Here is a 25432-nt window from a genome sequence, read left to right on the forward strand (position 1 = left end):
TATACACTACAGTCTGGCTATTGAATATTCACTTTGATAATGGTGTCGTACTCATCCAGTTTCATATTTCCGGTCTTTATTGAAAGTCCTTCTGCACCCTGTGTGTATTCCAGTTTTCCTCCTCCATCTAACAACTGAACAGCACTCACTTTTTGGGTCAGTCCCGGAATGGAGATCTCAGTGCCGGTTGGATTTTTAAGTATGTGAACATAGAGGGTCTTATCTTTTTTGGTAATAACGCCCCAGGGCTGTGGTGCGACCAGGTTGCCCCTGGTGCCATAAATACTAACTCCATTTTTTGCCATCCATCGACCGACAGCAGCCAGTGTATCTGTAAACTCCGTTTGGATCTTACCGTTGGGCATAGGACCGACATTCAACAGGAAATTGGAGTTCCTGCCGGCAGCGTTCACGATATAATGGATGATCGTTTTTACACTTTTATAACTGGTGTCTTTGATGTTAAACCCCCAGCTTCCGTTGATGGTTTCGCAGGTTTCAAGCGGAAGGCTTCCGATCTTGGCAGTAGCACTGAAGCCACCCTTGTTCTCACCGGGCAGATCTTTTTCATACATCTGGAAGTCTTCGCCAGCGAAAGGTGCAAGATGGTGGTTATTGCCTACCAGTATTTTGGGATTTAGTTTATGAATGAGTGAGTAGATCTCATCATAATGCCAGTTTGCCGTTTTCCTTTCCCAATGTCCGTCGAACCATATGCCCCTGATGTTCGGATAAGTGGTTATCAATTCCGTTAACTGGGTTTTCATGAAACTGATATAACTGTTCCAGTTTGTGTTCTGAGGAGTTGAGTCAACTATTGGTTTTCCAAAACCGTAGTCGTCGCGACCCCAATCAAGCAGTGAATAATAGAAGTTCAGCTCTATGCCTTCTTTCAAACATTCTTTTGCGAGTTCTTTTATCGGGTCTTTTTTATATGGTGTTGCATCTACGACATTATAAGGAGAAGCTTTTGTCTGGAACATACTGAATCCATCATGATGACGGGAAGTGATCGTGATGTATTTCATGCCGGCAGATTTTGCCATCTTTACCCACTCCTTCGCATCAAATTGTTCAGGCTTGAAAAAATCTGCGAGTTTTTTATAGTTCTTGTATGGAATCTTTTGCTGGTGCATTACCCATTCGCCGTTGCCCATTATCGAATAGATACCCCAATGGATGAAAAGGCCAAACTTGTTATCCTGGAAAGTTTCTCTTTGTGCAAGGTTCTCAGCAGACGGGGTATAGCTGGATAAATAGCCCGGCTGTGCTTTTGTCCCTGATAAAATAAATAAGCAGATGAAGCAAGTCAGAATGTGTCTTTTCATATTGAAGTTTTTGAAGCGCCCGGAATAATAGCGCCCGGGATAATTATAAGTCATCCTGGGCGAGGCGCTTTGGCAATATATATAATACATCCGATTTGAAGCTCACAAAAGATGCATGCGACAAAATGTTGCGACATAATGCTTACCCCATAAATGATCGAACATAGAAGTCCCGAACACGAAAGTTCCGGCACCAGGTTTCGACACGAGAAATCCATCAGCAGGAAAAGTTTTTTGCCAGCAGGCCCTGGCGCGGAACTTTTTATTTCCCGGGTAAAAAAAAAGACCGATACTCCGGGCAAACAGGGGGTGTTTTGTCTGAAATAGCGGTCATTTCAAAATCGGCTAAAATAAAGGATAAGGATGAACAGGAAGTTTCCAGAAACAGAGGAGAGATATGCAACTGTAACTGTTACAATAAAAAATGGTGCAGAAAATTCCGATACACCATGTCAGTTATTGCTGTAAGATGTTCCCCACCATACATGTTAAACTGTGGAAAGAAACAATACATATTTATCAACCCGGGACTTGCAAAATCATGAAAGAATTGCTTTTTTTACAACGTACCAACCCTATAGAACCTATGTCAAAGACTGTAATTATTGCACCTGCAAACCTGGTGCTCCAGCCAACAACTGTTTCAATTCCTACACATTCGGCTTCGCCTTCACGTAAGACAATTGTACTCATCCCACAACCTGCAAGAAGCGGCCGTTCATAGTCATTCGCGATTGCTTAAAGCCAAAATCAGTGCGTGTGTCAAGCTAAAATCACTGCATGCTTCAAGCCAAAAATCATAGCGTGCTTCAAGCCAAAAATCATAGCGGAAAGATGAAACGCAAACTCAGTACCATAAAAATCAATGCCGAGATGAGGAAAAACCTGTTGAGTGCTTTCTCGTTTTGAGATAGTAGTAGCCAGTACCTCAGTGCCCTGGACAAAAGAACCAATAGCAGGAAAAAAGACACGAATTCACGATAAAGACATACAAAAAACAGAAGCGCTGTTGCATAATACCAGGCCAGTTGACGCCAGCTCATATATCTTCGGGTGTAAGAGCGATAAATGGGTTGTTCGTGTGACCCGATCTGAAACTTTGAATTCATCGTTAACATGAGCCGCCTCTTTAGTCAGGGGAACCCATTAACATTAGACGAACATATTTACACTTTAGTAACGGCTGAATTCTACGTCAACAAACTGGTAAAAGAAGCCTATTGTGCAATAGGATTTGCCTTGTGGAAAGCTTTGGATATGTAAGCGTCCTGCTTAGATATCCAAGCGTCCTTCTTAGATATGTTAACGTTCTTCTTAGATATGTTAGCGTCCTGCTTAGATATGTAGGTGCCTGCTTATATATGTCAGCGTTCTTCTTAGATATGCTAGCGTTCCTCTTAGATATGTCAGCGCACTGCCCGATATTTTAGACGCCCTATAATGCCTGCGGCAACTTTCGATCTTTCACTATCTTCTCCGGAGCCAGCGATATCTTTTTTGCCTTGAAGTATGGAATAAATGCGCTTAACAAAATCACTACCGAAATACTTCCAACTACAATTCCCCCTTTTGAAGTCACAAGACTCAGGATAAACATTAACAGTGCAATGAACAACAAGGAAAATGAAATCACATTCAAACCGAACTTGTTCTGTTTTTTAATCTCATAAGCCTCTTCCTGGGTAACGGCCAGCGCCTGTTCTTTACGCGTTTTGCGCATTTGCTGGTATGCGGTGTACTCTTCACTGACTATTCCCTTGTTCCGCGCATATAATTCATAAGCAGCGAGCATCAATGCGGGCAACAACACACCCACCAGCATTTCCTGGGCACGACTTAATTTCAACCCCGTCACCAACGGCAGAATGATCTTAAATAAGAGGTTAACCGATAAGCTCACTAATGTGATGACAATCGTTGCCCTACCGTTCAGGCGTTTTGAAAACAATGCCCAGATCGGAGGCGCGAGAAGCGGTCCCCCGGTGATGGCGCCAATACTCAATGTAAGCTCGACGATACCTCCTATATAAGGAACCATCAGGCCAATAAGTATCATTCCGAAGCCAAAAAGCCAGCTTGATATGCGGGCAACCTGCATCAGTTTTTTATCCGTAGCTGTTGGATTATAAGTGCCTTTATAAATGTCATTTGTAAACACCGCGGATACCACATTCAGCGCGGTATTTGCCGAGGCAGAAGTTGAAAAGTACATTCCAGTCAGCATCAGTCCCATCAGGCCAGCGGGTAATACCTGCTTGCAGACCATCAGGTAAGCGTTTTCAGTCTCCAGTCCAACGAGACCCGGATTTATAGATTGATATACCATCGGCGGAATCATCCACAAAACCGGGCTCACAATATATAGTCCGGCAAAAAGAAAAGCAACCTTGGAAGCAGACTTAGGGGTATCCACACTTGTATATCTCTGAACAAACGTCCAGTTACCACCGATATAAAAAATGTGATACATGGCGAACGCAAGCATAAACGCCCAGGTGTATTCTCCGTTGAAAATATTGAAGAAGTCATCCGGCACCTTAGCGAGGAACTGATCGACACCGCCCGCCTCTTTAAATACGAGTGGTATGATGATAAACACGGCAGCAGTGAGGATCACGAATTGTAAAATATCAGTGACCATTACTGCCCACAGGCCGCCAACTGCGGTGTAGGCAATCATACAAATACCGAGCACCAGGGTAGTAGGCATGAGTGGAAAATCAAGCGAAGAACTCACCAGTCTCGAAACAGAATACAGCACGGAACCTTTGATAAAAAGCGACACAAACATGAATATGTAGATGAAGCTTTTCTGTACTTTCTCTCCGAGTCTTTCTTTAATAAACTCTGCTGCCGTAAGGTTTCCCGTGGCCTTCCATTTTGGTGCGATAAGAAAACCAACGATAATGCCGGCGATACACATGGTCCACTGAATAGTGATAGCGACCCAGCCATATTTATAAGCAATCGAACCCCAGGCAACAAAGGTACCTGCGGAAAAGAAACTCATAAACAATGACAAACCTCCAATGAACCAGGGCACTGCTTCGCCTCCGGCAAAAAATGATTTGAGGTTTCTACCGGTCCGTGAAAACTGGAAACCGATCACCATGATAAAAACGGAAAAGATTACAATAACGTAGGTATCTATTACTGGATTCATGTTTCAGGTTCAATGTTCATTTGTAAATTCCTATGATAGTGATTGTGTCCTATTGATATGTGTTAAGATCCATCGACATCAGTCAAGCCGGATTTATATTAGCCAGATTTTGTTAATTCAAATTTTAAAAAGATGACAGCCTCAATGATACCTTATTTCCCGATGACAACCTTTATGACACCTTTTTCCCGATGACAACTTCAATAACACCTTATTTCCCGATGACAACCTCAATAACACCTTATTTCAAATAATGCAGCCGGGATGTGTTCAGATGGCGCTTCCATATGTAAGGTGAGCTTCTTCACAGATACAGGCTTCTCCAGGTTTATGATATTTCTTGTCTGATAATTTCCTTCCTTCTTATACAAAACATTTCCTTCCTCATCTTCCAGGCGATAATTCCTTACACAAAAAGGCATAATATTTTCCGGGTGAGTCATCAGTACTGACTCCATCGGGTGATCAAAGTCGGTATCGAAACTGAGCACAACCTGGCTGATCGTTGTTTTCTCTTTCCATTCGAGGGTTATCCCCGGTGTTTTGTCTGAGAAATCTGCAACCCAGGCATTGGGCAGATTGGTTGGCCGGGTTATGCCATTGCGTATATTCTCAACCTCAAAAACATTAATCGGTTTCAGAAACTTCAAGGCCATGTTTTCACCGGCCGGTCTGCGTTTAGGACACCAGAACTCAAAGGCTTCGACGCCGATGTCTTCTGTTGGCTCCTGTTTGCCGAAATTGGAAACCGCAGCATTAATACTGTTGAAAAGCGATAAAACACCCGTTACCCGGTTGCGCGAGCGACATACCTTTACCTTCGGGTTTTTCATCAGGCAGAGGTAAAAATATCCGTCTTCAGCAAATTGATGATCGAAGCTGAGGCGGACGCAGTTACGTCCATTATGAAGAGCAATGGTCCGTTTCTCAATGATGTTTTCAGGTGTATGATTAAATTGGTTTGAGCTTCGTCTCAATTGAACCTCGAGTTCGGTTGCAGACTCAGCGTAAGCATGTAGAACGAGTTCCGGAACATGTCCCGAACGGAGAGGCACCATCTGCATCATAGATTCATCAAGCGCAACCTGCGGACCATTCTCAGGCAACTCGTGAAGAATCAATGCTGAGCTTGCAGTAAGGCTAGCATGCTGCACCAGGTCTGTTGTCCCGCCTTTTACAGGGACGTCAGGATTGGCAATGTTATCCGCTGAGGCATTGCCATTCGCTTCGGCATTACCATCCGCTGTGGGATTGCCATTCGCTTTGACATTGCCATCCGCTGTGGCATTACCATCCGCCTTACTCTTGCCATGGACCTGGTGGACTCCCGGGATATAATGACCGTTTGCCAATAACCTGCCCTGTAGTTCATTCATATTGCCATTACCGACTAGATCTTTTGGCAGCAGATTTTTTTCCTTACATAAAGTCGCCGCAAGGCCAACTGCCTGGCCGGTATAAGCGCTTGTTCCCATCACCCGGGTTGATCCAAATGCCACATGACTGGCACTGATGATCCGACCGGCGATAAAAAGGTTATCGATATTACGGGAATACAAACAACGATAAGGTATCTGGTATATGCCCTTAACATGCCACTGGTTGCAGCCGGGCTTTTCGCTGAACACACCATCAGCCGGGTGAAGATCTATGCTCCAGCCGCCAAAGGCCACCGCATCATCAAATTGCCTTTGCTCAACAAGATCCTGCTGTTTTAAGATATAATCGCCTTCGAAACGACGACTCTCTCTTTTGCCCGGAATGGTACCAACCCATTCGAGGGTCAGGTTTTCAGCTTCGGGAAAACCGCCGGAATTTTTGATATAGTTCCACACGCCGTAGACGACTTTCCAGAGTTCCCATTTGATCTCTTCAGTTTGATGAACCGTGTCAAGGCGACCACCATATTCCAGCCACCAGAGCCGGCAGCCATATTCTTTTGAATTAAAACTCCGGTAACGCGGTATCTTACTGATGTCGGTTAATGCAAAGGATGGTGGCACAAACTTAACGGGCACACCGATATCCTTTGAATAAAAATATATCGAGTGCCCAAGCAATTCGCCGTATTCTTTTGTCGGCGCAAACTTCTCACCAAACTCTTCCTTGCCCTCCGCGCCCATCCTGAATGCGGCCCCGGCAAGGAATCCAACGACGCCATCGCCTGAAGTATCGCAAAACAATGGCGCTTTCAGTTCAAATTCATTTTGTGCCTGGCTGCAAAAAGCACGTACCGAACTAATGGTTTGCTCGTCTTTTTTATTGACCTGGTAAACTGCGGTGTTCAGCAGTAAGGTGATATTCGGTTCCGACACCACCTTGTCGAGCAAAACGGTATCAAAAATGATCGCATTGCCTTCGGGATTCCGGTAAGTGTTTTCGACAAGGATCTCGTCTATTACCCCTCCTTCCCTGGCCCAACGATTGTTGTTTCCCATATGCGAGGTTGCCCCAAGAACCCAAAGTCTTACTTCGCTGGACGAGTTACCGCCAAGCACGGGCCGGTCCTGCACCAGGACCACTTTCGTTCCGGCACGTGCCGCAGTAATGGCACAACATACTCCCGAAAGGCCGCCGCCAATAACGACCAGGTCGCTCTCTAATGATTGGACCGGCAAACTTCTACCCGGTGTTTTATCTGACCTCAACATAATTTACTGTATTAAGCGTAATTGGATCTAATTCCCCTATCTGTAATTATTCTATTATCTCATTTGGATTATCTCATTCGATTATCTCATGTGGATTACCTCATTGAGAGTATTCATTTGGCTTATCTCACTCGGATTATCTCATTGAGATTATTCAATTGGCTTATCTCATTCGGATTATCTCATTGAAATTATTCATTTGGATATCTCATTGAGATTATTCATTCGGATTACCTGATTGAAATTATTGCTTCGGATTATTTCGAAACGATTTCTGTAAAAACGGACTGCCCACAAGCGTTTGAAGCAGCCAACCTGAATTCATAAGCTTTATTCTGCAACCCCGCCACCCGGATATGGCTTATTTCAGCAGCATTGACATCCATCCGCTTCCATGCGGCGGCATTGCCTTTCAGCCGGTATTCAACACTATAACCAATTGCTTTTTTTACCGGTTCAAAAACAATGATCGCTTCGTTTCCTCCACGAATCACACCACTGATCACAGGAGAGACCGGCACCTGGTTACCATCAGGTGTTATTTTTTGTTCCTCCGACCATACCGTTGTATAGTTGTTATCCTTAATGCGGCTCATCCTGAAGAAATATTCTTTCCCATTCTCAAGTCCGGGTACAAAAAGCACTCCTTTTGCATTGGTCTGTAAGATTTTCGCATTGGAATAATCCCCCTTTATCTGCGTGTACTGAATCCTGAAGACATAGTCATCATTATCCGTGTTGTACCCCACAAAAAACCCGCGATCAGCAGCTTCGGTATAGTAAACTAACGGTGGAGCAGACCCGGGATCAACTACGACATTTTTTACCGGTCCCGCTTTGGATTCACCATAAGAATTTACAGCAACGAGGGCGACCTGGTAAGACTTGTTAAACGCCAATTTTTGGATATCGATGTGGCTGTTCAAAGTGAGTGGTGTTTCCTGCGATAAATCGTCCACGCCATATTTTGCTTTATACAATGTTACCTCATCCTGCCTGTCTATGAAGATCCTGATGGCACCGGTATTGGCAGTTGTATCATTCAGTTTTGTGCGAACTCCAATTGCGCTTAGGATAACTGGTGGCTCGGGAGATTTAAAATTAACAGTAGTATCAAAGACCAGGTAGTTGCCCGGCGAAAGTAGCCCGATCTTCAGGGAGGTGGCTCCCTGCAAGGATTTCATTGCTATAAGTTGTTCGACATCAGCGCTACCCGGTACAATAACAGGGAGGCGCGCAAAACCGCCGTCCACTATTTTATTGGAATCATAATAAGCTTCCCAGGTCAACACATAATCCTTAAGGGAATAGGCCGGAAGGTCAAGTTTCTGGCGGGGCATGATGCTGAGCTTCGCCGCATAACCTGTGTTGGATTCAATTGTTGTGATCTTTACCCCCCTGATCGGTGCATATTCTCTACGGAAAGAGTACCAGGCTCTTTTTTTGCGCCTGAATACATCCACAACGCCCCATGGCCGGTTTTGGGAAAACTCTTTGGTACCTACAAAACTGCTGCGATAGTCATTGAACGTCCATAATGCCCCGCCAATCAGGTATGGCTTGAACCGGATTGAATCGATCATTCCCTTTGCATCAACGTCACCATCAAGATCTTCCTCGAGCTGGTTATATCCATATTCAGAATAAAACAAAGTTTTCTGCGGATGTAGTCCATGAATCTTATCTGCCCTTGCACCAATTCCAACACCATATCCGTTTACGAGCCCAAGATCAGAATACTGAATCGGGTCCCTCTGGCGGTGCGCAGTGTGGCTAACCATCACACCGGGCCTGGTAGTATCGATGGATTTCACATATTTGATCGCATCCTCCACGTACTCCATCACGCCCATTGATTCACCGATTTCATTTCCAACACACCAGCCGATTATAGATGCGTGGTTGTAATATTCATCAGTCATTTTTTGCAACCATTGTTTGGGGATAGGGTTGTTTTTATCCACCAACTGGTCAAGTCCCCACAGCGGGATCTCGGGAAATACCATGATCCCTTTTTCATCGAGATAGTCAAACATTTCATCCGGCATCGGCAAATGCGTAAGCCTTGCCAGGTTTGCACCGAAGGATTTCATGAGATCGATATCCTGCCTGATGCGCCAGGCCGGCAAGGTACTGCCGGTGGTTCTATCATCCGGAACGAGATTAAAACCCATTACCCGCATCGACTCACCATTTAATTTCAGGACATAATTTTTGTTATCTATTTCGACTTTACGAAGCCCAAACCGGTTTACAATCCCATTACGAACGCCAGTACCGGCGGCTGCACTTGCACCAGCCGCGACATCACCGCTTCCATTTTTTATAACAACCCGTGAGGTATACAGGTAAGGATCGTCGCAGTTCCAGAGATGAACCTCTTCTTTTTTCAGGTTCGTCCGCACAATAACATCATTAGATTTACCAGCCTCTACATCAACCGTAAATGGCAACACCCTTTTAAACCCGTTATCTGCTGATAACATTACCTCACCGGCAACCTTTTGCGCATTATCACCACTGTTCTGAAGTAACACACGCACGGCCACCGTGGCAGTTTTTTTGTCAAGATCAACTGTTGGAGTAATGTATTGCGTTTTCACGTAGGCATTAGCGGTAGTAATTAGTTTTACCGGGCGCCTGATGCCACCCCAGTTCCATACGGCCCCGAGGCGGAACGTATTATTACAGCTTACGACGATTGTGTTTGAGTCGGAAGGACTGAGGAATTTTGTAACATCAAATTCGAAAGGGAGATAGCCAATATTATTGGAGCCAACCAACTTTCCGTTTATCCAGACCTTTGATTCAAAGTTTACCCCGTCAAAATGGAGGCGGACGGTTTTACCCTGCCAGGCGGCTTTTCCGGGAATGGTTTTCCTGTACCAGGCGGTCCCAACATAGTTTGCATATTCGTTTTTCAGATCCCAGTTACCTGGCACATTCATCAGGTCCCATTCGCTATCATTTAATGAAGCAGAGAACCAACCAGCCGTTTCGCCTCTGCCGTTCGGATCAGTCCTGAATTTCCAGTCACCGTGCACATATTCGACCCCTGGCCCGGTTGCTTTTTGTTTATCCTGTGCAAAGGAAGAACAAAGGATAAAAGAGAAAAACAAGATCAACAATGATTTCATGAATGTTATTTTATTTGTTACTATTCCAGCACCAGCACTTTCAAGCCAAATGGTTCAACATGAATTTCTGTATTGGTATTTGCGTTTGCATTTGAAAGGTTCTTTCCTGTGTGATCTTTCATGACAATGGTCTTAAATGACTTCGCTTTTTCGCCCCAGCTTAATGAGCCTGTAGTTGGTGAAGAGCTATTGTTCATCAATACCAAATACATCTTTTTGTTATCCGGTGATTTACCAACCAGGTATTCAACCTGTGGTTTATCACAGGTAACGACACCCTCCGTGGTAGTTAACTTAACTACATCGCCAAAGATCTTCCCGTTTTCAAATCCGTAAGTCTGGTGAGGTCCAACCTTTGGGGTAACAAAACCTTTTGGAAAAGTCACCTGGCCGCCGGATCGCATATTCGCTTCGGATAACAGGTAATCCGTGATCCAGCCGATCTGCCACCAGGCATGGTGTGGATAAGGCCCTGCACCCTTATTCATTGCCCGCCAGTAATAAGAAGCAACACTTGTTGCCGGATCATTAAAACCCTCACGGCCGATCGCTGCCGAACGCGCCATGTCAAGGAACAGGGTATCTTTTGTGATCTGGTACATGCGGACAAATAAACCTGCATGACTGGCGAGGGTGATCGGTCCGTTTCCATTGGACGAACCAAATATGCCGCCATGTTCGAAGCTCAGGCCTGACTGTGTAATCTCCCAGTCTTCCCGCTCAATGCCGTTGACCATTTTCTTTTGACGACTTGCCACCGGGTGTGTATAAACGGAAGCAGTGTACACCCTGGCTGTTTTTATAGCCGCATCTTTATAGGATTGGTTCTTCGTGATATCAAAAAGATCAAGGAAAGCCTGGGCAGACTGACCTGTTGCGAAATCGGGCGCATATCTTGCATCACCACAAACACCCAGGTAACTTCCCGTGTTAACCGCTTCTTTGATCAGCCAGTCCGCACCTTTTTTTGCTGCAGCCAGATATTTTTCGTCTTTAAGTATCCGATAAGCAACGATGAGTCCATAAAATGTGGGACGAAGGTCCTTTATATCTTTATAGATCTCCTGCTCCGTATGCCTGTCATAAGCCACGGCCCAGCTGCCATCAGGCTTTTGCCACTTGAGTAAAGATTCTGCACCTATTCGCAACCGCTCCTTTAAGACCGTGTTGGCCGGTTCAAATAACAACATGTTACCGACATCCAGCATGGTGTAATAGGTGAGCCCGATAGGTTCCACCACCTCACCCCATTCTTCCACAAATTTTTTCTTTTTAGCCAGGTAATATTGACCCACTGCAGCGCCTTTGAAAAATCCCTCCTCGGTTTGCTGTTGTGTTAATTTAAAATTGAGTGCATATGGAAGCCGATTGCGCGTTAAAAGACTATCCTGCGTGGCATAGGCCAGCATCCACATTGCACCATAGTCTGAGTTTTTCATAGCGTCTTTATCGGACCCTACAACACCGCCGAGATAAGATTGCGCACCAATCTTCAGGTTCATGTAATCTTCCACGTTCCACATAGAAGTAACCGGATCGGTAAGATAACGATGCATCTCCTCAATTCGGGCAGTAAGCGACTGCCTGTTCTGTCGCATGTTTACCGATTCCTTAAACTTGTAAATATCATACACAGCGTGAGTAAGCGCTTTATACCAATCGCCGCTGCTAAGACTGTACCTGAAAGTGTACGAGATCTCCTCCCCTGCTTTTAAAGAAGATTTGGGCTCACCCAATACAGGATAGTAGATGGTTGGCGTTAATTCGGACCTACGGTTTTTGTGTGACAAACCCAGGAACCAGTTTGCATGGGTGTTGGTGTCTTTTGCCCATGGGTCACGTGCCAGTCCCGGCTCAGGTATCACTGAAAAGGTAATGCCGTTTTTTGAACTGATGATTGGACACAAAGTACTTGCAGATCGCTCCCGGTAAATAACAGGTAGCGTTGGTATACCATGCCCGTAAGCATAAGCAAGTGGAATGTTTTTTTGCATTTTATTGCCCTGGAAATAACCGGGAACGGTGGCCCACGAGAGATTGCTTTCACTTACCGGTGCAAGTGTTGGACTGGCCAATGAAAAATAACCAGGGGTTTTGACAGCGAGTGTTTGTTTAACAATGATATCCGTTGGAAAAGCAGGATCTATGCTCCATTCCGTTGTCACTACGCCCACGTCTGTATTGTGTTTGAACTGAATCCTATTCTCACCGGACTTTGTTGCTTCGGCAGGAAAGAAATGATAGGCTTTACCCGCGGTATTCAGCGAAATTGGATTGGTACTTTCAGCCCATTGCCTGACCTGGTACCTGTATATTGGTTCAGGGAAATTGACGCCGGTGATTGTTTGAAATATTGTATCCGGGGTTTTTGCCGGCATATCAGCTGAGTACAACAAGGTGTTTTCTCCCGTCGGGTTCGCCGCGGCTATCCATTGCTGACCCTTGCGCACTGAAAGCTGGCTGATCTGCCATCCTTTAGCACCTTTCTGCCATGAAATGCGGATATGTTCGTTGGCAAGGCTTAAACCTGCTTTGCCTTGTGCAACTGATGTTACGCAGAAGAAAAGATGTGGGCACAAACAAAGCAGTAAAATCGCACGATACTTTTTCTTAATAGTAGGTATACTGATCATCGGTACATTCATTTTTTTCTGTTAATGATTTTATCCCATGGCAACACGTTGTTCTCATCTGCCCAGCTATCATACAAACTCAACAATTGTTTTGCGCGTTCCGGCTGAGTGTTCGCCAGGTCATTTAATTCAGTAGGATCATTTTTCAGATCATAGAGTTCCCAGTTATCAGCCGGGTAAGTCGAAACCAGCTTCCAATGTCCGTCGCGTACTGCCCGGTTCCCCTCATGCTCCCAGAACAGCGTGCGGTCCAATACCTTGCTTTCGGTTTGTTTGCCAGGCTCCGTTTTTGTAAAAATTGGCAAGAGACTGGAACCCTGGACAGGGATGATTTTATTTTCCTTGTATGACTTTGGGTATTTCGCCCCGGCCACATCCAACAGTGTCGGCATGATATCGATAACATGACCAACATCTTCTTTCTCAATCCTGGCTTTTTTGATCATTGCCGGATAGTGAACGATCAACGGCGTTCGGATCCCACCTTCCTGCACATACTTTTTGTATTTTCTAAATGGCGTATTACTTACATATGCCCAGGATGGGCCATAGGAAACCCAGCTTTTGGCAGAGCCTATCGGGCCTGTAGCACCCGGCACCGGGTAAGCTTTATCGGCTTCACCACCATTGTCAGAAAAAAACAAAATGAGTGTATTGTTCAATTGACTTGTTTCTTTCAGCTTCGCGATAATAGTACCAATACCCCTGTCCATTGATTCGATCTGCGCCGCATAAGTCGCCATTTTCAAGTCGAATGTATCACGTTGTGCAGCTGTTAAACTGTTCCAGTCTTCCACCAATGAATCTGCTACTCCCTGATTTGTATTTCTCTTAAACAACCCTAGTTTTTGTTGTCGGATCCACCGTTTATTCCTGTTCACCTGGAATCCTTCTTTATAGCGGCCCCTGTATTTTGCGATATCTTCTGCTTTTGCCTGTAGCGGAAAATGAGGTGCAATATGGGCGAGATATAAGAAAAATGGTTTGTTCGAATGCTGCTGATCCTCTATAAAATTTGCTGCATAATTGTTGAAGTCCTCTGTTGAATAAAAATTTTCGGGTGGTGTAATTGCCTTATCATTTAACCAGAGCTCTCTTTTGACGAGGAAGGGATAAAAGTAGGCACCACCTCCCTGCGGCAACCCATAAAAATTGTTGAAGCCCCGGAGTTGTGGCCAGTATGGCTTTTCCTCCCCTACATGCCATTTACCTGTCATGGCAGTTGTATATCCTGCCTGTCCCAACACTTCTGCCAACGTAACACAGTTATTATTCAAATATCCCTGGTAAGCCGGGTAACCGCGGTTTTGTGTCATATCACCGATACCAGCCTTATGTGAATACAACCCGGTAAGCAAAGACGCACGTGATGGACAGCAACGACCTGCATTATAGAATTGTGTGATTACTAATCCCCCGGCAGCAAGCTGATCGATGTTTGGTGTGTTTATCTCCGACCCCATCATTCCAAGGTCTGAAAACCCCATATCGTCAGCAACAATCAGAATAATGTTTGGCCTGGTGTCCTTCTTGTCATTTTCAATCTGCCGGCTGTTCGTTTGCCCCCGGCTCTCTTTCGATAGCATCATCAGCATAATGATCACAGGCATGCACACGCAGCCAGCTATACCAATCATCGCTATTCCATCTCCCTTAATCTTCATCCGTTGCCTTATCGTCTTCGAGGTAACTTTCATCATTAAGGTTTCTTCCAAAAATCGAAACAACTACTCGCAACTACTCATCACTCATAACTCACCACTCTTCACTCCATTACGCTTATTTCCAGTCGGGGTTTTGTTCCAAAAGGTCATTTGCGTTAAGCTCATCCTGCGGGATTGGGAAATATCTGTGTTTTGCCTGTGGTGTACGTGTTGGGAAAACATTATTCACCGCTTTTGGAATTTCGGTAAGGAATTTATTTGTCCGGGTAAGATCATACCAGCGATCTCCTTCAGCAAACAACTCCCATGAACGCTCCTGCAACACTGCATCGATAAAGGCATCTTTGCTTAAACCTGAAGCTAAGTCAGAAAGACCTGCACGGGTTCTCACCGTATTAATGAATCCGTACGCGGCGCTGCTGCCACCGTTCAACCTGGCTTCAGCTTCTGCAGCAATCAGGTATATGTCGGCAAGGCGAAGCAATGGTATATTCACAGACGTTGCGCCCCCAACAGAATTTGCATCCTGGTATTTCTTTATCAGTACACCTCTCGTAGTAATAGGCGTAATATCTTTCTGCGCTATAATGGCACCTGTGCGTGTTGTGTAATTAGTATCAAGCAACTGGCGGCGTTTATCAATAGGATTAAACGAATCAAAAAATGACTGGTAAGCGAACATTGATCCAAAAGTTGTTTTACCATAGTCAGGCGCGGCGCTACCGACCGGACCCATAAGGCTCATCAGCTGGTGCTGGCGTCCTGGAGTATAACTCTCCGCCTCAAACGCCCAGATATTTTCCACCCTCGCGATATCTTCCTTGTCATAACGATATACGTCCCGTACATCCGGCATCAACAGGTACTTGCCTGATGTGATCACTTCCCGCGCTTTCGATAATGCTCTTGCCCAATCTTCATTGTATAATGCCGCCTTGGCGTATAAAGCATTCACTGCTTCTTTGGAAGGACGTCCCTTTTCAACTGTGGGGTATGAAACCAGACCTGCAGCAAGGGCGAGATCGAGGTCAGCATAAATTTGTTTATAGACTTCGGCTTTCGGACTCTTGGCGACATAAGCCTCGGCTTCTGTTACGCTCGCTTTTATTTTTACTGGTACATCTCCAAAGTTTTTGGTGAGTGTCCAGTGATAAAACGCGCGGAGAAAATATGCTTCGCCTATGATTTGTTTTTTTCGTGTCTCATCCATAGTAGCGTCAGGCACCTTTTCAATGATCCAATTGGATTTTTCTATGCCGTCATAACAAGAAGACCACACTTGCTGGGGAGATTCAAATACCCGTCCATTTGATTTCTGAACAGTATAGTTTGCATCGTAGGTAAACAAGGTCAGTGTATTTCTTCCAACCACCGGGCGGGGGTAAGTCTGATCATTACTGAAGTCGGACAGTACAGTGAGCGCAGGACCGTTGGCCATATCACCCAGGGGCCCATAAGCTGCAATCAGACCTTTTTCTGCATCGGATGCCGTTTTATAGAAAGCTTCTGTGTATATCGATGAGTAGATGGTTTCGTCGAGTTTTGAACAGGAGTAAAAGGCCAGTGACGAAGCCGCGATGAGTATGGGGAATTTTAAAGATTTCATTGTTTTTGTTTTTTGAAGATTACAAAACAGCATTAGAACGTTACCTGGATTCCGCCAAGAATTGAACGTGCCTGTGGATAAACCAGGTTATCAATACCGATCTGTGTATTTGAACCGGCAAAAGTGTTCACTTCGGGATCGAAGCCACTATAGTTTGTAATCGTAAACAGGTTATTTGCACTGACGTAAATACGGATATTATTAACTCCTTTGATTGGTGGGAAACGATAACCAAGGGTTATGTTTTTGCAACGTACGTATGATCCATCTTCCAGGAACACATCACTTAAAGGTAACCGGCCACCCTGTGCTGCACTTGCGTATTGATTACTTGGATTTGTTGGCGTCCAGCGATTAACCATTCCTCCGAACTGGTTACGAAGTCCCAGCGGGTTCTCAAAAGCAAGACGACTCAGGTTATAGATATCATTACCCTGGGATCCTGAAAGAAAAGCGGAAAAATCGAATCGTTTATAAGACAGCGTAGTTGTGAATCCAAAAATGAAATCCGGATTTGGGTTGCCGGTGATCAGCTGATCGGCAGAAGAAATAACCTTATCACCATTAATGTCTGAAACGCGGTGACCACCAAGGCGTCCATCATAACCCGGCAAAATTGCCTGGCCGGTCTGGTTGATTCCTTCGAACTGGAAGGTCTTGAACATACCCAGCGGCTGACCAACTTTTAAGATCGTATAATTAGTTACAAATCTTTCCTGGGTAACACCGCCATCAAGATCCAATACTTTGTTCCGGTTGATGGTCATATTGCCGGCAACGTTCCATTTGAAATCGCCATCCAGGATCAGGGCGTTTACAGCAAACTCAATACCCTTGTTTTCAAGTGAAGCGAAGTTGCCGGTGATACTGGTGTAACCGGATGAAAGTGGTAAGGTTTTGATATAGAGAAGATCTTCAGTTGTTTTCTTGTAAGCATCCACCACGATATTCAAATGATTATTGAAAAAGCCAAGGTCGAGGCCCACATTGATCTGCGGTGATCTTTCCCATCTCAGGTCCGGGTTTGCAATACCGGTGGGATTGATGCCGGTTGCATAAATATGATTGAACTGGTAGTTGCTACCGGTTGAAGCCACAGTGCTTAAAGACTGGTAAGGAGAAATACCACCTGCATTACCTGTGATACCATAGCTCGCGCGGAGTTTCAGATCAGTCACAAAGGGCAGGCTTTCCATAAATGATTCATCGATGATTCTCCAGGCTGCTGAAACGGCCGGAAAAAATCCACGTTTGTGATTTGCTCCAAACTTGCTGGATCCATCATAACGCGCGGTGAAATCAACAAGGTATTTGCCTTTGAAGCCATAGTTGATACGACCCATAAATGACTCAAGCTCCTGTTTGTTCCGGCCGCTGTTCACGGTGCGGTTTAATGCAAGCTGTACCGCTTCATTTTGAGTGGCATCATTTGGAAAACCTGAAGCCGAGATATTATTGAACTTGAATTGTTCTTTCTGGAAAGCATACACACCGGTAAACTTCAAACTATGATCCTCTGAAAAATCACTGGTATATGTAAGTATAGATTCGTGCAGCAGGTTATTACCGTACGAACTGTTTTTGGCACCTGTTCCTGAGTTATCATTCAGATCAGTTCTACTGATAATATAACGCGGAGAGTATTGATCGTTCAGACTGTTTTGTATATCTGCGTTAAATGATGCGCGATAGGTAAGTCCTTTTACAATTGCCCATTCCCCATAAAGATTAGCGAGGGTTCTGAATATTGTTGTACGATTCAGGATCTCTGCAAGGCCGAGTGGATTAGTTACTTCGCGGTATTGCCCGTTTGCCTGTTCACCAAAAGGAAATAATGTACCGTCGGCTTTGTATGGCTGAAGTGTAGGAGGTGCACCGATTGCCGCACCTAATACACTGCCTGTAACTGCGGGACCATCACCCTGGCTTTGCGAACCGGTTAGAATTCCGGAGTTGATTGAATTGGATCCGAGTATGCTTGTCCCTATTTTGATCTTGCTACTCAGGCGATGATCAAGGTTGAGGCGAACGGAGTATCTTTTGAAATTTGATTTGATGATGATACCATCCTGGTCAAAATAGTTTAATGAGAGAGCAAGCTGCGTTTTTTCATTGCCACCGGTAATGGAGAGCTGGTGATTCATCATCGGAGCTTCCTGGAAAATCAGGTCCTGCCAGTTAACGCCTTCGCCAAGAGATTTGGGATCGGGATAGAAATTGTTGCGGAAGACTTCATTATCAAGCGTTGCAAAATCAGCAGCATTCAATACGGGCAGTGTTTTGCTGACTTTCTGCACTCCGAAATAGCTGTCGAAGGTAACCCTGGTTGCACCACTTTTACCACGCTTGGTGGTAATCAGTACCACACCATTCGCGGCACGGGCACCATAGATCGCGGAAGCAGATGCATCTTTCAGGACCTCTACAGATTCTATATCGTTTGGATTGATGGTAGAAAGGGGGCTCACATCTGTGATTCCACCGCCGTTCGAGATCTGGATTCCATCAACAACATACAATGGTTCAGAAGTACCGGTGATGGAATTGGTACCCCGTATGCGAACGCTTACATTACCACCGGGCGCACCGGAGTTCTGGTTGATCTGCACACCGGAAACCCGGGCCTGAAGACCCTGTGCGACATTCGCTATCGGCGTTTGTGTAAGTTCTGTGGCTTTGATTGAAGCAATTGCACCGGTGGTTTCCCGGCGGCGCTGGGTACCATAACCCACAACCACAACTTCACCGAGCGAGCCGTCCAAAGGCTTAAGGTTCGCCTCAATAAAGGTTTCATCCTTTAACTTGATTTCGAATGGGTTGTGACCGGTTGCAGTAACCGTTAGTTCATCGCCGGGAGAAGCAGTAATACTGAATTCACCGGCAGCGTTGGTGGCAGTTCCCTTAGTGGTTGTTTTGTTAACAACACTGGCGGCTTCTATGGGAGCACCCGTGGCGGTTGTTACCTTGCCCTTGATTACTGTTGGCTGCACCTGGGCGGAGAGGATACCTGGAGCGCATAGCGCAAGCATCCATAAAGCGATCTGAAAGACGCGTTTCATCATATAGCGGTCGTTTGAGGTTTTACAATCGTTGGTTATCATGAATCTCTTCATGAACCCGCTATAAAACTATCAATTCTTTTAATCCAACGTATCTTCCGAAGATTCCGTATCTTGTATTTATCTATCGGTTTCGTTTGCACAAACGTTTGTGATAGCTAATATTTTTTTGTTACAATCCCCCTGTTTTGCCATATGCCAAGAGTAAAATGCAATAAGTGTGAAAAGGCTGAAACTGTGCTAAGGTCGGGATTTGTAAGGGGTAAGCAGCGGTTTTATTGTAAGGAATGTAACTACCATTTTACCCTGCATCACGAGGGCAAAAAACCATCGGGGCGACAGATAGTTCACCAGACGACTATTATAGATATAGCGAAGGCAATCGGAGTATCAAACTCCACTGTTTCCCGGGCTCTGCGTAACCATGCAGATATCAGTTTTGAAACCAAGGAAGCGATCAAGGCACTGGCGGTAAAGATGGATTACCAGCCCAATTTATTTGCGCAGAGCTTTGCAAAAAAGCAGACCAATATTATCGGTGTGATCATCCCGAACCTGGAGACAACTTTTTTTTCGATCATGCTATCAGGCATTCAGCATGTCGCGAACAGGTATGGTTATAAGGTGATGATCTGCCAGTCGAACGAATCCCATAATACCGAGGTGGATAATATCCAGGCATTGATGCGCAACTGGATCGATGGTCTGCTGATCTGCCATTCCCTGGAAACATCTTCTTATGAACACATCAAGGTGCATATGAATAAGGGAATTCCCATTGTGCATTTCCACCGGGTATGTATGGAAACGGAGACATCGAAGGTTATGGCGGAAGATGTGAAGGGTGCGGAGGAAATGACTGATCATCTTGTGGCTCAGGGTTGCAAAAGGATTGCCCTGATCATTGGACCGCCCCACCTGGGAATCACCGTCAAGCGGTTGTATGGCTACCAGAAAAGCCTGAAGAAACATGGCCTGCGGTTCGATGATAAGCTGGTCGTTTATACTGATTTTACCCAACAGTCGGTCATTACCAACGTGGATCGTTGGCTGAGCATGCCCGAGCGGCCGGATGCAATATTTTCTATCTCGGATAAATGCGCGATCCACGCTTTGCGGTATCTGAAACAGCTGCGGATACCCGTTCCTTCGGAGATCTGCGTAGCCGGTTTTGGAAATGATCCGATGGGAGAAGTGATTGAACCCGGACTGACCACTTATAATTCCAATACCCTGCAGGTGGGCGAAACGGCGGCACAGCTGTTTTTCGACCAGATCCTCAGCGGCGAAAACTTCAAACCAAAAACAAAGATCATCAAGGGTAACATTATTATCCGGGGTTCAACGCTGAGAAACGGGTGAGTGAAAATCTGTATTGATGCCTGGTATCATGGCCCCTCCCGTGATGAGTTGTCGTTCTGACCCGACTGTTACTGTTATGGTGATTATTACGTCTCATTTATGAGTGGGGCCCATAGTCAGGGCGGGCGTTGCATGCTTTAAAAAAAGTAGAAACACCCTTTGGGGTTACAACAAATCGGTTTAACTTCAATATACGCTGATGCCCTTCATTATTTGCTGTTCCCTCTGACAAATTCAAGCCTGGTAATTCAACTTAAGATCAGTAAAAGTCTGGAACTCTCCCGCACCTGGAATTAATCATATACACGCGCTTTTCACATTATCCGTACCGGCCTTTATGGATTTAGCCTTGTATGTCAGAGCATACCTTAAACCTTGTTTTATGAGCTTATTACAAGAAGTACCAATTAAAACAATTCAGTCCCCGGAGAATGCCAACCTGGACCTTCTCAACTCTTTTATCTCCAACGATGCCTGCGTTTTACTGTTGGGGCCGCTGTTTGGCCGCGACGACAAAGGAAACCGGGTGCATACCGAGCTGAAGGCATTTCTCACTGAACGCTATGATATAAAACTGGATGATGAGTTTGATAATCTATGCGTATCGAAAAAGTCTGACGGTTCAGACAATGCCCATATCATGGCAGGGATCAGTGAATATTTCAAAGACACGAACCGCAGTACAATTTATGACAGCCTGGTAAAAATAGGCTTTCAGTCTATCATATCATTTTCATTTGACCTGTTTCTTCACGATGCGAATGCGGTCGATGACACCTATAATTTCCAATATTTCAACAGGAAGGGAAACATAAACCAGCACGCAACTGCCGAGGAAGAATATTCCAAAAAACCTCTGATCTATAACATATTTGGTGATCGGAGGGACCTCAATTCTCTTATTGTTGATTATGATTCGTTGTATGATTTCCTGCTAAACCTGATCAATGCAGACGCCCAGATACCACTTCGTCTGAAAGACATAATTGGTAAGGCTAATGCATTTCTATTCCTCGGTTTTGACATGAGTAAATGGTATATTCCCATACTCATACGGAAGTTAAATCAGTTTATCAGCAACAACAGGTCCAGGGGCAGCATAAATGGCTTCGTTTGTCTTGACGATACAAGGAGGCTTGAAAACATGGATTCGATTGACGACCTGAACAAATATCCTCTCCGCTTTATTCCATTCCGGCAGACAAGTACCGAATGTTTAGTCAACAAGCTGAAGGCCAAACCGCGGCAGCGTTTAAATCATACTGCGCAACCTGCAAGTCTTACCGTTGAACAGATTGAATTTTTCAAGACCTGGCGGGATGAATCTCTCCATCAGCCCGTAGATCAAAGTCTTGAGAGCTTTTTCAAGGGCTATCGAAAACTTGGCTACCAGGGCGAAGCGAAAACAGAATTTATAGGTCAAACCATATATTACAACACACTGCAGGCGAAGGTTAACTCAAAAGTGATGACACAGGATATTTTTGTTACCGAAGCTATCGGGGTAGTACAGGCGCTGCTTACCATTATCGAAAAACTCCTGGGAGAATTGCAGCCTGATGAATAAATTCTAAATGGAATGATATGTCAAATCTTAGACGATATCCAGGTCCCAGGCCATTCCTATATGAGGACCACGAGATGTTTTTTGGGAGGAAAAATGAAACGGAGTTCCTGACCACCCTGATATTGAATAACAGAACAACGGTACTCCAGGGTAAGTCAGGATATGGTAAATCCTCTTTGATCAATGCTGGTATCATACCAAATATCGTGGCGATCTCCAATGCAGAGATCATCAAAATCCGCCTTTACAATTATGACAAATCCCGGGGGATAACTCCGAAGGATACCCTTCTTAAAACATTACAGATATACCAATTATCCAAAGGATCGTACCTGGAAGGCATCCTTCCCGAAAATCATGTATCAGCCTGGAGTCTCTTAAAAAAATTGCATGCCGATAGTATGGAAACGGAGAAGGTTGGTTTGCCCATGCATGCCGATACCATGCCTGATCCCGGGCTTTCACAGACCACTGTTAATGGAGCCTTTGAAATAGCGATTGATAAGCTTTACATCCTGGTCTTTGACCAGTTTGAAGAATTGTTTACCTACCCAAGGGAGCAGGTGCAGGATTTTGGAAAGGAACTATTCGATGTGATTCAAAACCGTATCCCGGAGGACGCACAACAATCGATTCTAACACAATGCCAGACAATTGACGCCAATCATAAAGAGGAATTTGCAATCCTGAATAAGGATTTGCCCGTCAAGATGGTTTTTTCTATCCGTTCTGATCGTTTCACCTACCTGACCTACCTCAAAGGCTATCTTCCGAATTTCCTGAATAATACTTACAAGCTTCGCAGGATGCAACTTCCACAAGTGAGGGAAGCCATTATCGAACCTGCGAAACTTGAGAAAAAAGACCTCTGCCCGCCCTTCACCATCGAGCCAGGACTTCTGCAAAAAATTATCGATTTTCTCTCCTATACAAAAGATGAAATAAGGAAAGTCGAGACCTTCGAAATGCAGATAATTTGCAGCAAGCTCGAAGAAGTAGCTATTAAATTCGCCGCCGACCAAAAGGTGTCCGGGGAGTTTGAGCTTAATGAAGATGTGATATTCCAATACGGCGGAATTAATAATAAGGAAAATTTTCTTAGCGAGTTTATTCAAAACTATTATTCAGATACCATCAATTCGATTAAAGAGGTCGGTGAGAGACTTGCAGCGAGATATTTTATAGAAAAGAAATTAATTGACCCGATCTCGAAGAACAGGATATCCCTCGACTACGTGTTTGTCCAGGAAATAGGGATCTGCAAACAGACGCTGGCAACGCTCGTCGATAAAAAAATAATCAGGGTTGAAACCAATTCGGTGAACGGAAAAAGTTTCGAAATTTCGCATGACTCCCTTGTTCAGCCAATAATGATTGCGGCTAACATAATAGGGAGACTTGAAACCAAAATACAATCATATGTTGCAACGGTACTTAATCGTTTTCAAAGCAAAGACGATCAGCGACTAAAAGAAATCATCTATGACCTATCCGACGCTGAGCGGGTGGAGACCGGGCTAACCCAGAATGATAACCCTATAGAATTCGCGCTGTTAAAGAACTGCGATTTATTAACGAAAGTAGATTACTCTGCTTCGGACCAACATAAGGATAACCGGCTCATTCTCAAAGATGCCTTCCGCCCGGTTGTTCAACAACTTTCCAAAAGTGCGCATCAGCATACTTTGAATGAACGGGTCAAAAAGTATTGGTTGACATTTGCTGTTGCTGCGGGGGTGATTTTGATTCTGGCATCGACTGCAGTCTATCTCTGGCGATTGTCAAACCGCTACCAGGGACTGGTTTACATTGGATTTAATGTGGATTCTATCAAAAACAAATACCATGCTGTAGCCCTGACAAATTATCTCTATAAAAAGGCATGGAACGATGATGCTGCCAATGCGAAAATCGAGAAGAAGTTATCCGATTTAATTCATTCGCCCGATATCCAGGCGAGGCTGAGCATTCATGACCGGATGCTCACCAATACACAGTTGCGGCCCCAGGATGTCGACCTCAGCTTTGATGGAAAATATGTGGTGGTTAATGATATTGGCAATATCACGGCTATGGGCATACGGAGTACATACTTTATGAATTTCAAAAAAGCTTCTTATGCGTATTTCCTGAATAAAACTCACCTGGTTATAGTGGTATACAAGGATCTATCTGAAACCACCTCAAAAGGTGACTCATTTATTATTTACGACATGGACAAAGAGCAGACCCTGGTTTCGGTTCCATTAGGAAAAGGGCGAAGTCTTTTTGACCCTATTGGATACGGCAGCCTTCCGGATTTGTCATCTGATTTAAAAAGGGTGAGGATTACTTTCACCGGGAACCTCCTCATTCCACTGGTGGAAAAAAACGCGGAGGGGTCGACAGAAAAAGTTGGCATCTGGTCAGCGGACAAAGAATTGAAATATCTAAATACAGAAATGACGACAAGCCTTTCAAGAGATGGAAAACATATCATGATAGGCCAGTGGAAGTCTGTTGTTCGTCCATTCATTGAAGTTCGTGATGAAAACGGATTATTGAAGGATTCCATCAGCGATGTATACTTCGGAGAATTTACTCCCAATGGCTCGGCGGTTTATATACGAAAAGGAAACCTTGTCATACGAAATTATGCAGAAGGCCAGAGGTATACCGAACGCAGCTATTGGGTTCATAACAGGATTGAACACGTGATGGTTAACAATCAACAAACGATGGCCATGGCGAGAACCGCTGACTCTGCTTTTTTTGTTGATCTGAACACCGGATCAATAGTGTACGTTATCCCAAAAGCTTCAGTCATCGGTTTTGATGCTGACAACGAAACTGTTTACTTGATAGGCCGGATTGACTCTGCTGGTTCAAAAAAACCAGATATGGAAATGCTGAGATACCATCTAAGATCCTCGCAGGCAACCCGGATTTCCCTGCAGAAAGAGATCAGCTCATTCCAGTATAACGATAAGAGAAATGCAATGCTGGTTCAGACGACGGACAATTTTCTTTACCTGCTTGACGCTGATTTGCGGGTAAAAACACGTCTCCAGATCACGGCAAACGATTTATTTCAATTTTCGCGGAATGGAAATGTCTTTTACTATGTGCTCAATAACCGTCTTTGCATTTTTGACAATAAATATGATATCATCAACCTTGCAAATTTTGAGTCTGCCTACTCCTGGATACATAAAAGCCTGCCAACAGGGGACCAGATGCAGAAAATCCTCGATGATTATCAAGTAACACTCTAAACCATCCG

Annotated in this window: 13 protein-coding genes; 5 read left to right on the forward strand and 8 right to left on the reverse strand. The window is 44.7% G+C overall.

Annotated elements, in window-relative coordinates:
* Nucleotides 1-17: 17 nt before the first annotated feature.
* Nucleotides 18-1328, reverse strand: coding sequence for an alpha-L-fucosidase (locus tag ACX0G7_RS19590; RefSeq protein WP_458925217.1), 1311 nt, complete (start codon nt 1326-1328; stop codon nt 18-20).
* 314 nt (nt 1329-1642) lie between these two features.
* Here ACX0G7_RS19590 and ACX0G7_RS19595 point away from each other — a divergent pair, with 314 nt between their 5' ends.
* The gene (locus ACX0G7_RS19595; protein ID WP_458925218.1) at nt 1643-1873 is read left to right on the forward strand and encodes a hypothetical protein; all 231 of its coding nucleotides are present in this window, start codon (nt 1643-1645) and stop codon (nt 1871-1873) included.
* Entirely contained in the window at nt 1870-2052 is a 183-nt protein-coding gene (locus ACX0G7_RS19600) for a hypothetical protein (RefSeq protein WP_458925219.1), read from the forward strand. Before ACX0G7_RS19595 ends, ACX0G7_RS19600 begins: the two co-directional genes overlap by 4 nt.
* A 711-nt stretch (nt 2053-2763) precedes the next feature.
* Here ACX0G7_RS19600 and ACX0G7_RS19605 read toward each other — a convergent pair.
* The 7 genes from ACX0G7_RS19605 to ACX0G7_RS19635 all read right to left on the reverse strand — a co-directional run bounded on the left by ACX0G7_RS19605 (nt 2764) and on the right by ACX0G7_RS19635 (nt 19244).
* Complete coding sequence (locus tag ACX0G7_RS19605; protein WP_458925220.1) at nt 2764-4491, reverse strand: sodium:solute symporter family protein; 1728 nt, start codon at nt 4489-4491, stop codon at nt 2764-2766.
* Between the two features lie 230 nt (nt 4492-4721).
* Nucleotides 4722-7142, reverse strand: a complete 2421-nt coding sequence (locus ACX0G7_RS19610) for an FAD-dependent oxidoreductase (RefSeq protein ID WP_458925221.1) — start codon at nt 7140-7142, stop codon at nt 4722-4724.
* 257 nt (nt 7143-7399) lie between these two features.
* Nucleotides 7400-10279, reverse strand: a complete 2880-nt coding sequence (locus tag ACX0G7_RS19615; RefSeq protein WP_458925222.1) for a sugar-binding domain-containing protein — start codon at nt 10277-10279, stop codon at nt 7400-7402.
* Between the two features lie 20 nt (nt 10280-10299).
* Nucleotides 10300-12924 carry a glycoside hydrolase family protein gene (locus ACX0G7_RS19620; protein WP_458925223.1) on the reverse strand — a complete coding sequence of 875 codons (2625 nt, stop codon included), beginning with the start codon at nt 12922-12924 and terminating at the stop codon, nt 10300-10302.
* On the reverse strand, nt 12921-14609 hold the full coding sequence (locus ACX0G7_RS19625; RefSeq protein ID WP_458925224.1) for an arylsulfatase: 1689 nt from the start codon (nt 14607-14609) through the stop codon (nt 12921-12923). Before ACX0G7_RS19625 ends, ACX0G7_RS19620 begins: the two co-directional genes overlap by 4 nt.
* Before the next feature lie 82 nt (nt 14610-14691).
* Nucleotides 14692-16182 carry a RagB/SusD family nutrient uptake outer membrane protein gene (locus ACX0G7_RS19630; protein ID WP_458925225.1) on the reverse strand — a complete coding sequence of 497 codons (1491 nt, stop codon included), beginning with the start codon at nt 16180-16182 and terminating at the stop codon, nt 14692-14694.
* A 32-nt stretch (nt 16183-16214) separates the two neighbouring features.
* The gene (locus ACX0G7_RS19635) at nt 16215-19244 is read right to left on the reverse strand and encodes a SusC/RagA family TonB-linked outer membrane protein (RefSeq protein ID WP_458925226.1); all 3030 of its coding nucleotides are present in this window, start codon (nt 19242-19244) and stop codon (nt 16215-16217) included.
* 192 nt (nt 19245-19436) lie between these two features.
* Here ACX0G7_RS19635 and ACX0G7_RS19640 point away from each other — a divergent pair, with 192 nt between their 5' ends.
* The 3 genes from ACX0G7_RS19640 (at nt 19437) to ACX0G7_RS19650 (ending at nt 25424) form a co-directional block, all read left to right on the forward strand.
* Nucleotides 19437-20603 carry a substrate-binding domain-containing protein gene (locus ACX0G7_RS19640; RefSeq protein ID WP_458925227.1) on the forward strand — a complete coding sequence of 389 codons (1167 nt, stop codon included), beginning with the start codon at nt 19437-19439 and terminating at the stop codon, nt 20601-20603.
* Between the two features lie 382 nt (nt 20604-20985).
* Nucleotides 20986-22170, forward strand: coding sequence for an SIR2 family protein (locus tag ACX0G7_RS19645; protein WP_458925228.1), 1185 nt, complete (start codon nt 20986-20988; stop codon nt 22168-22170).
* Nucleotides 22171-22187: 17 nt separating this feature from the next.
* Entirely contained in the window at nt 22188-25424 is a 3237-nt protein-coding gene (locus ACX0G7_RS19650) for an nSTAND1 domain-containing NTPase (protein ID WP_458925229.1), read from the forward strand.
* Nucleotides 25425-25432: the final 8 nt, after the last annotated feature.

It is taken from the genome of Flavitalea antarctica, assembly GCF_054461535.1.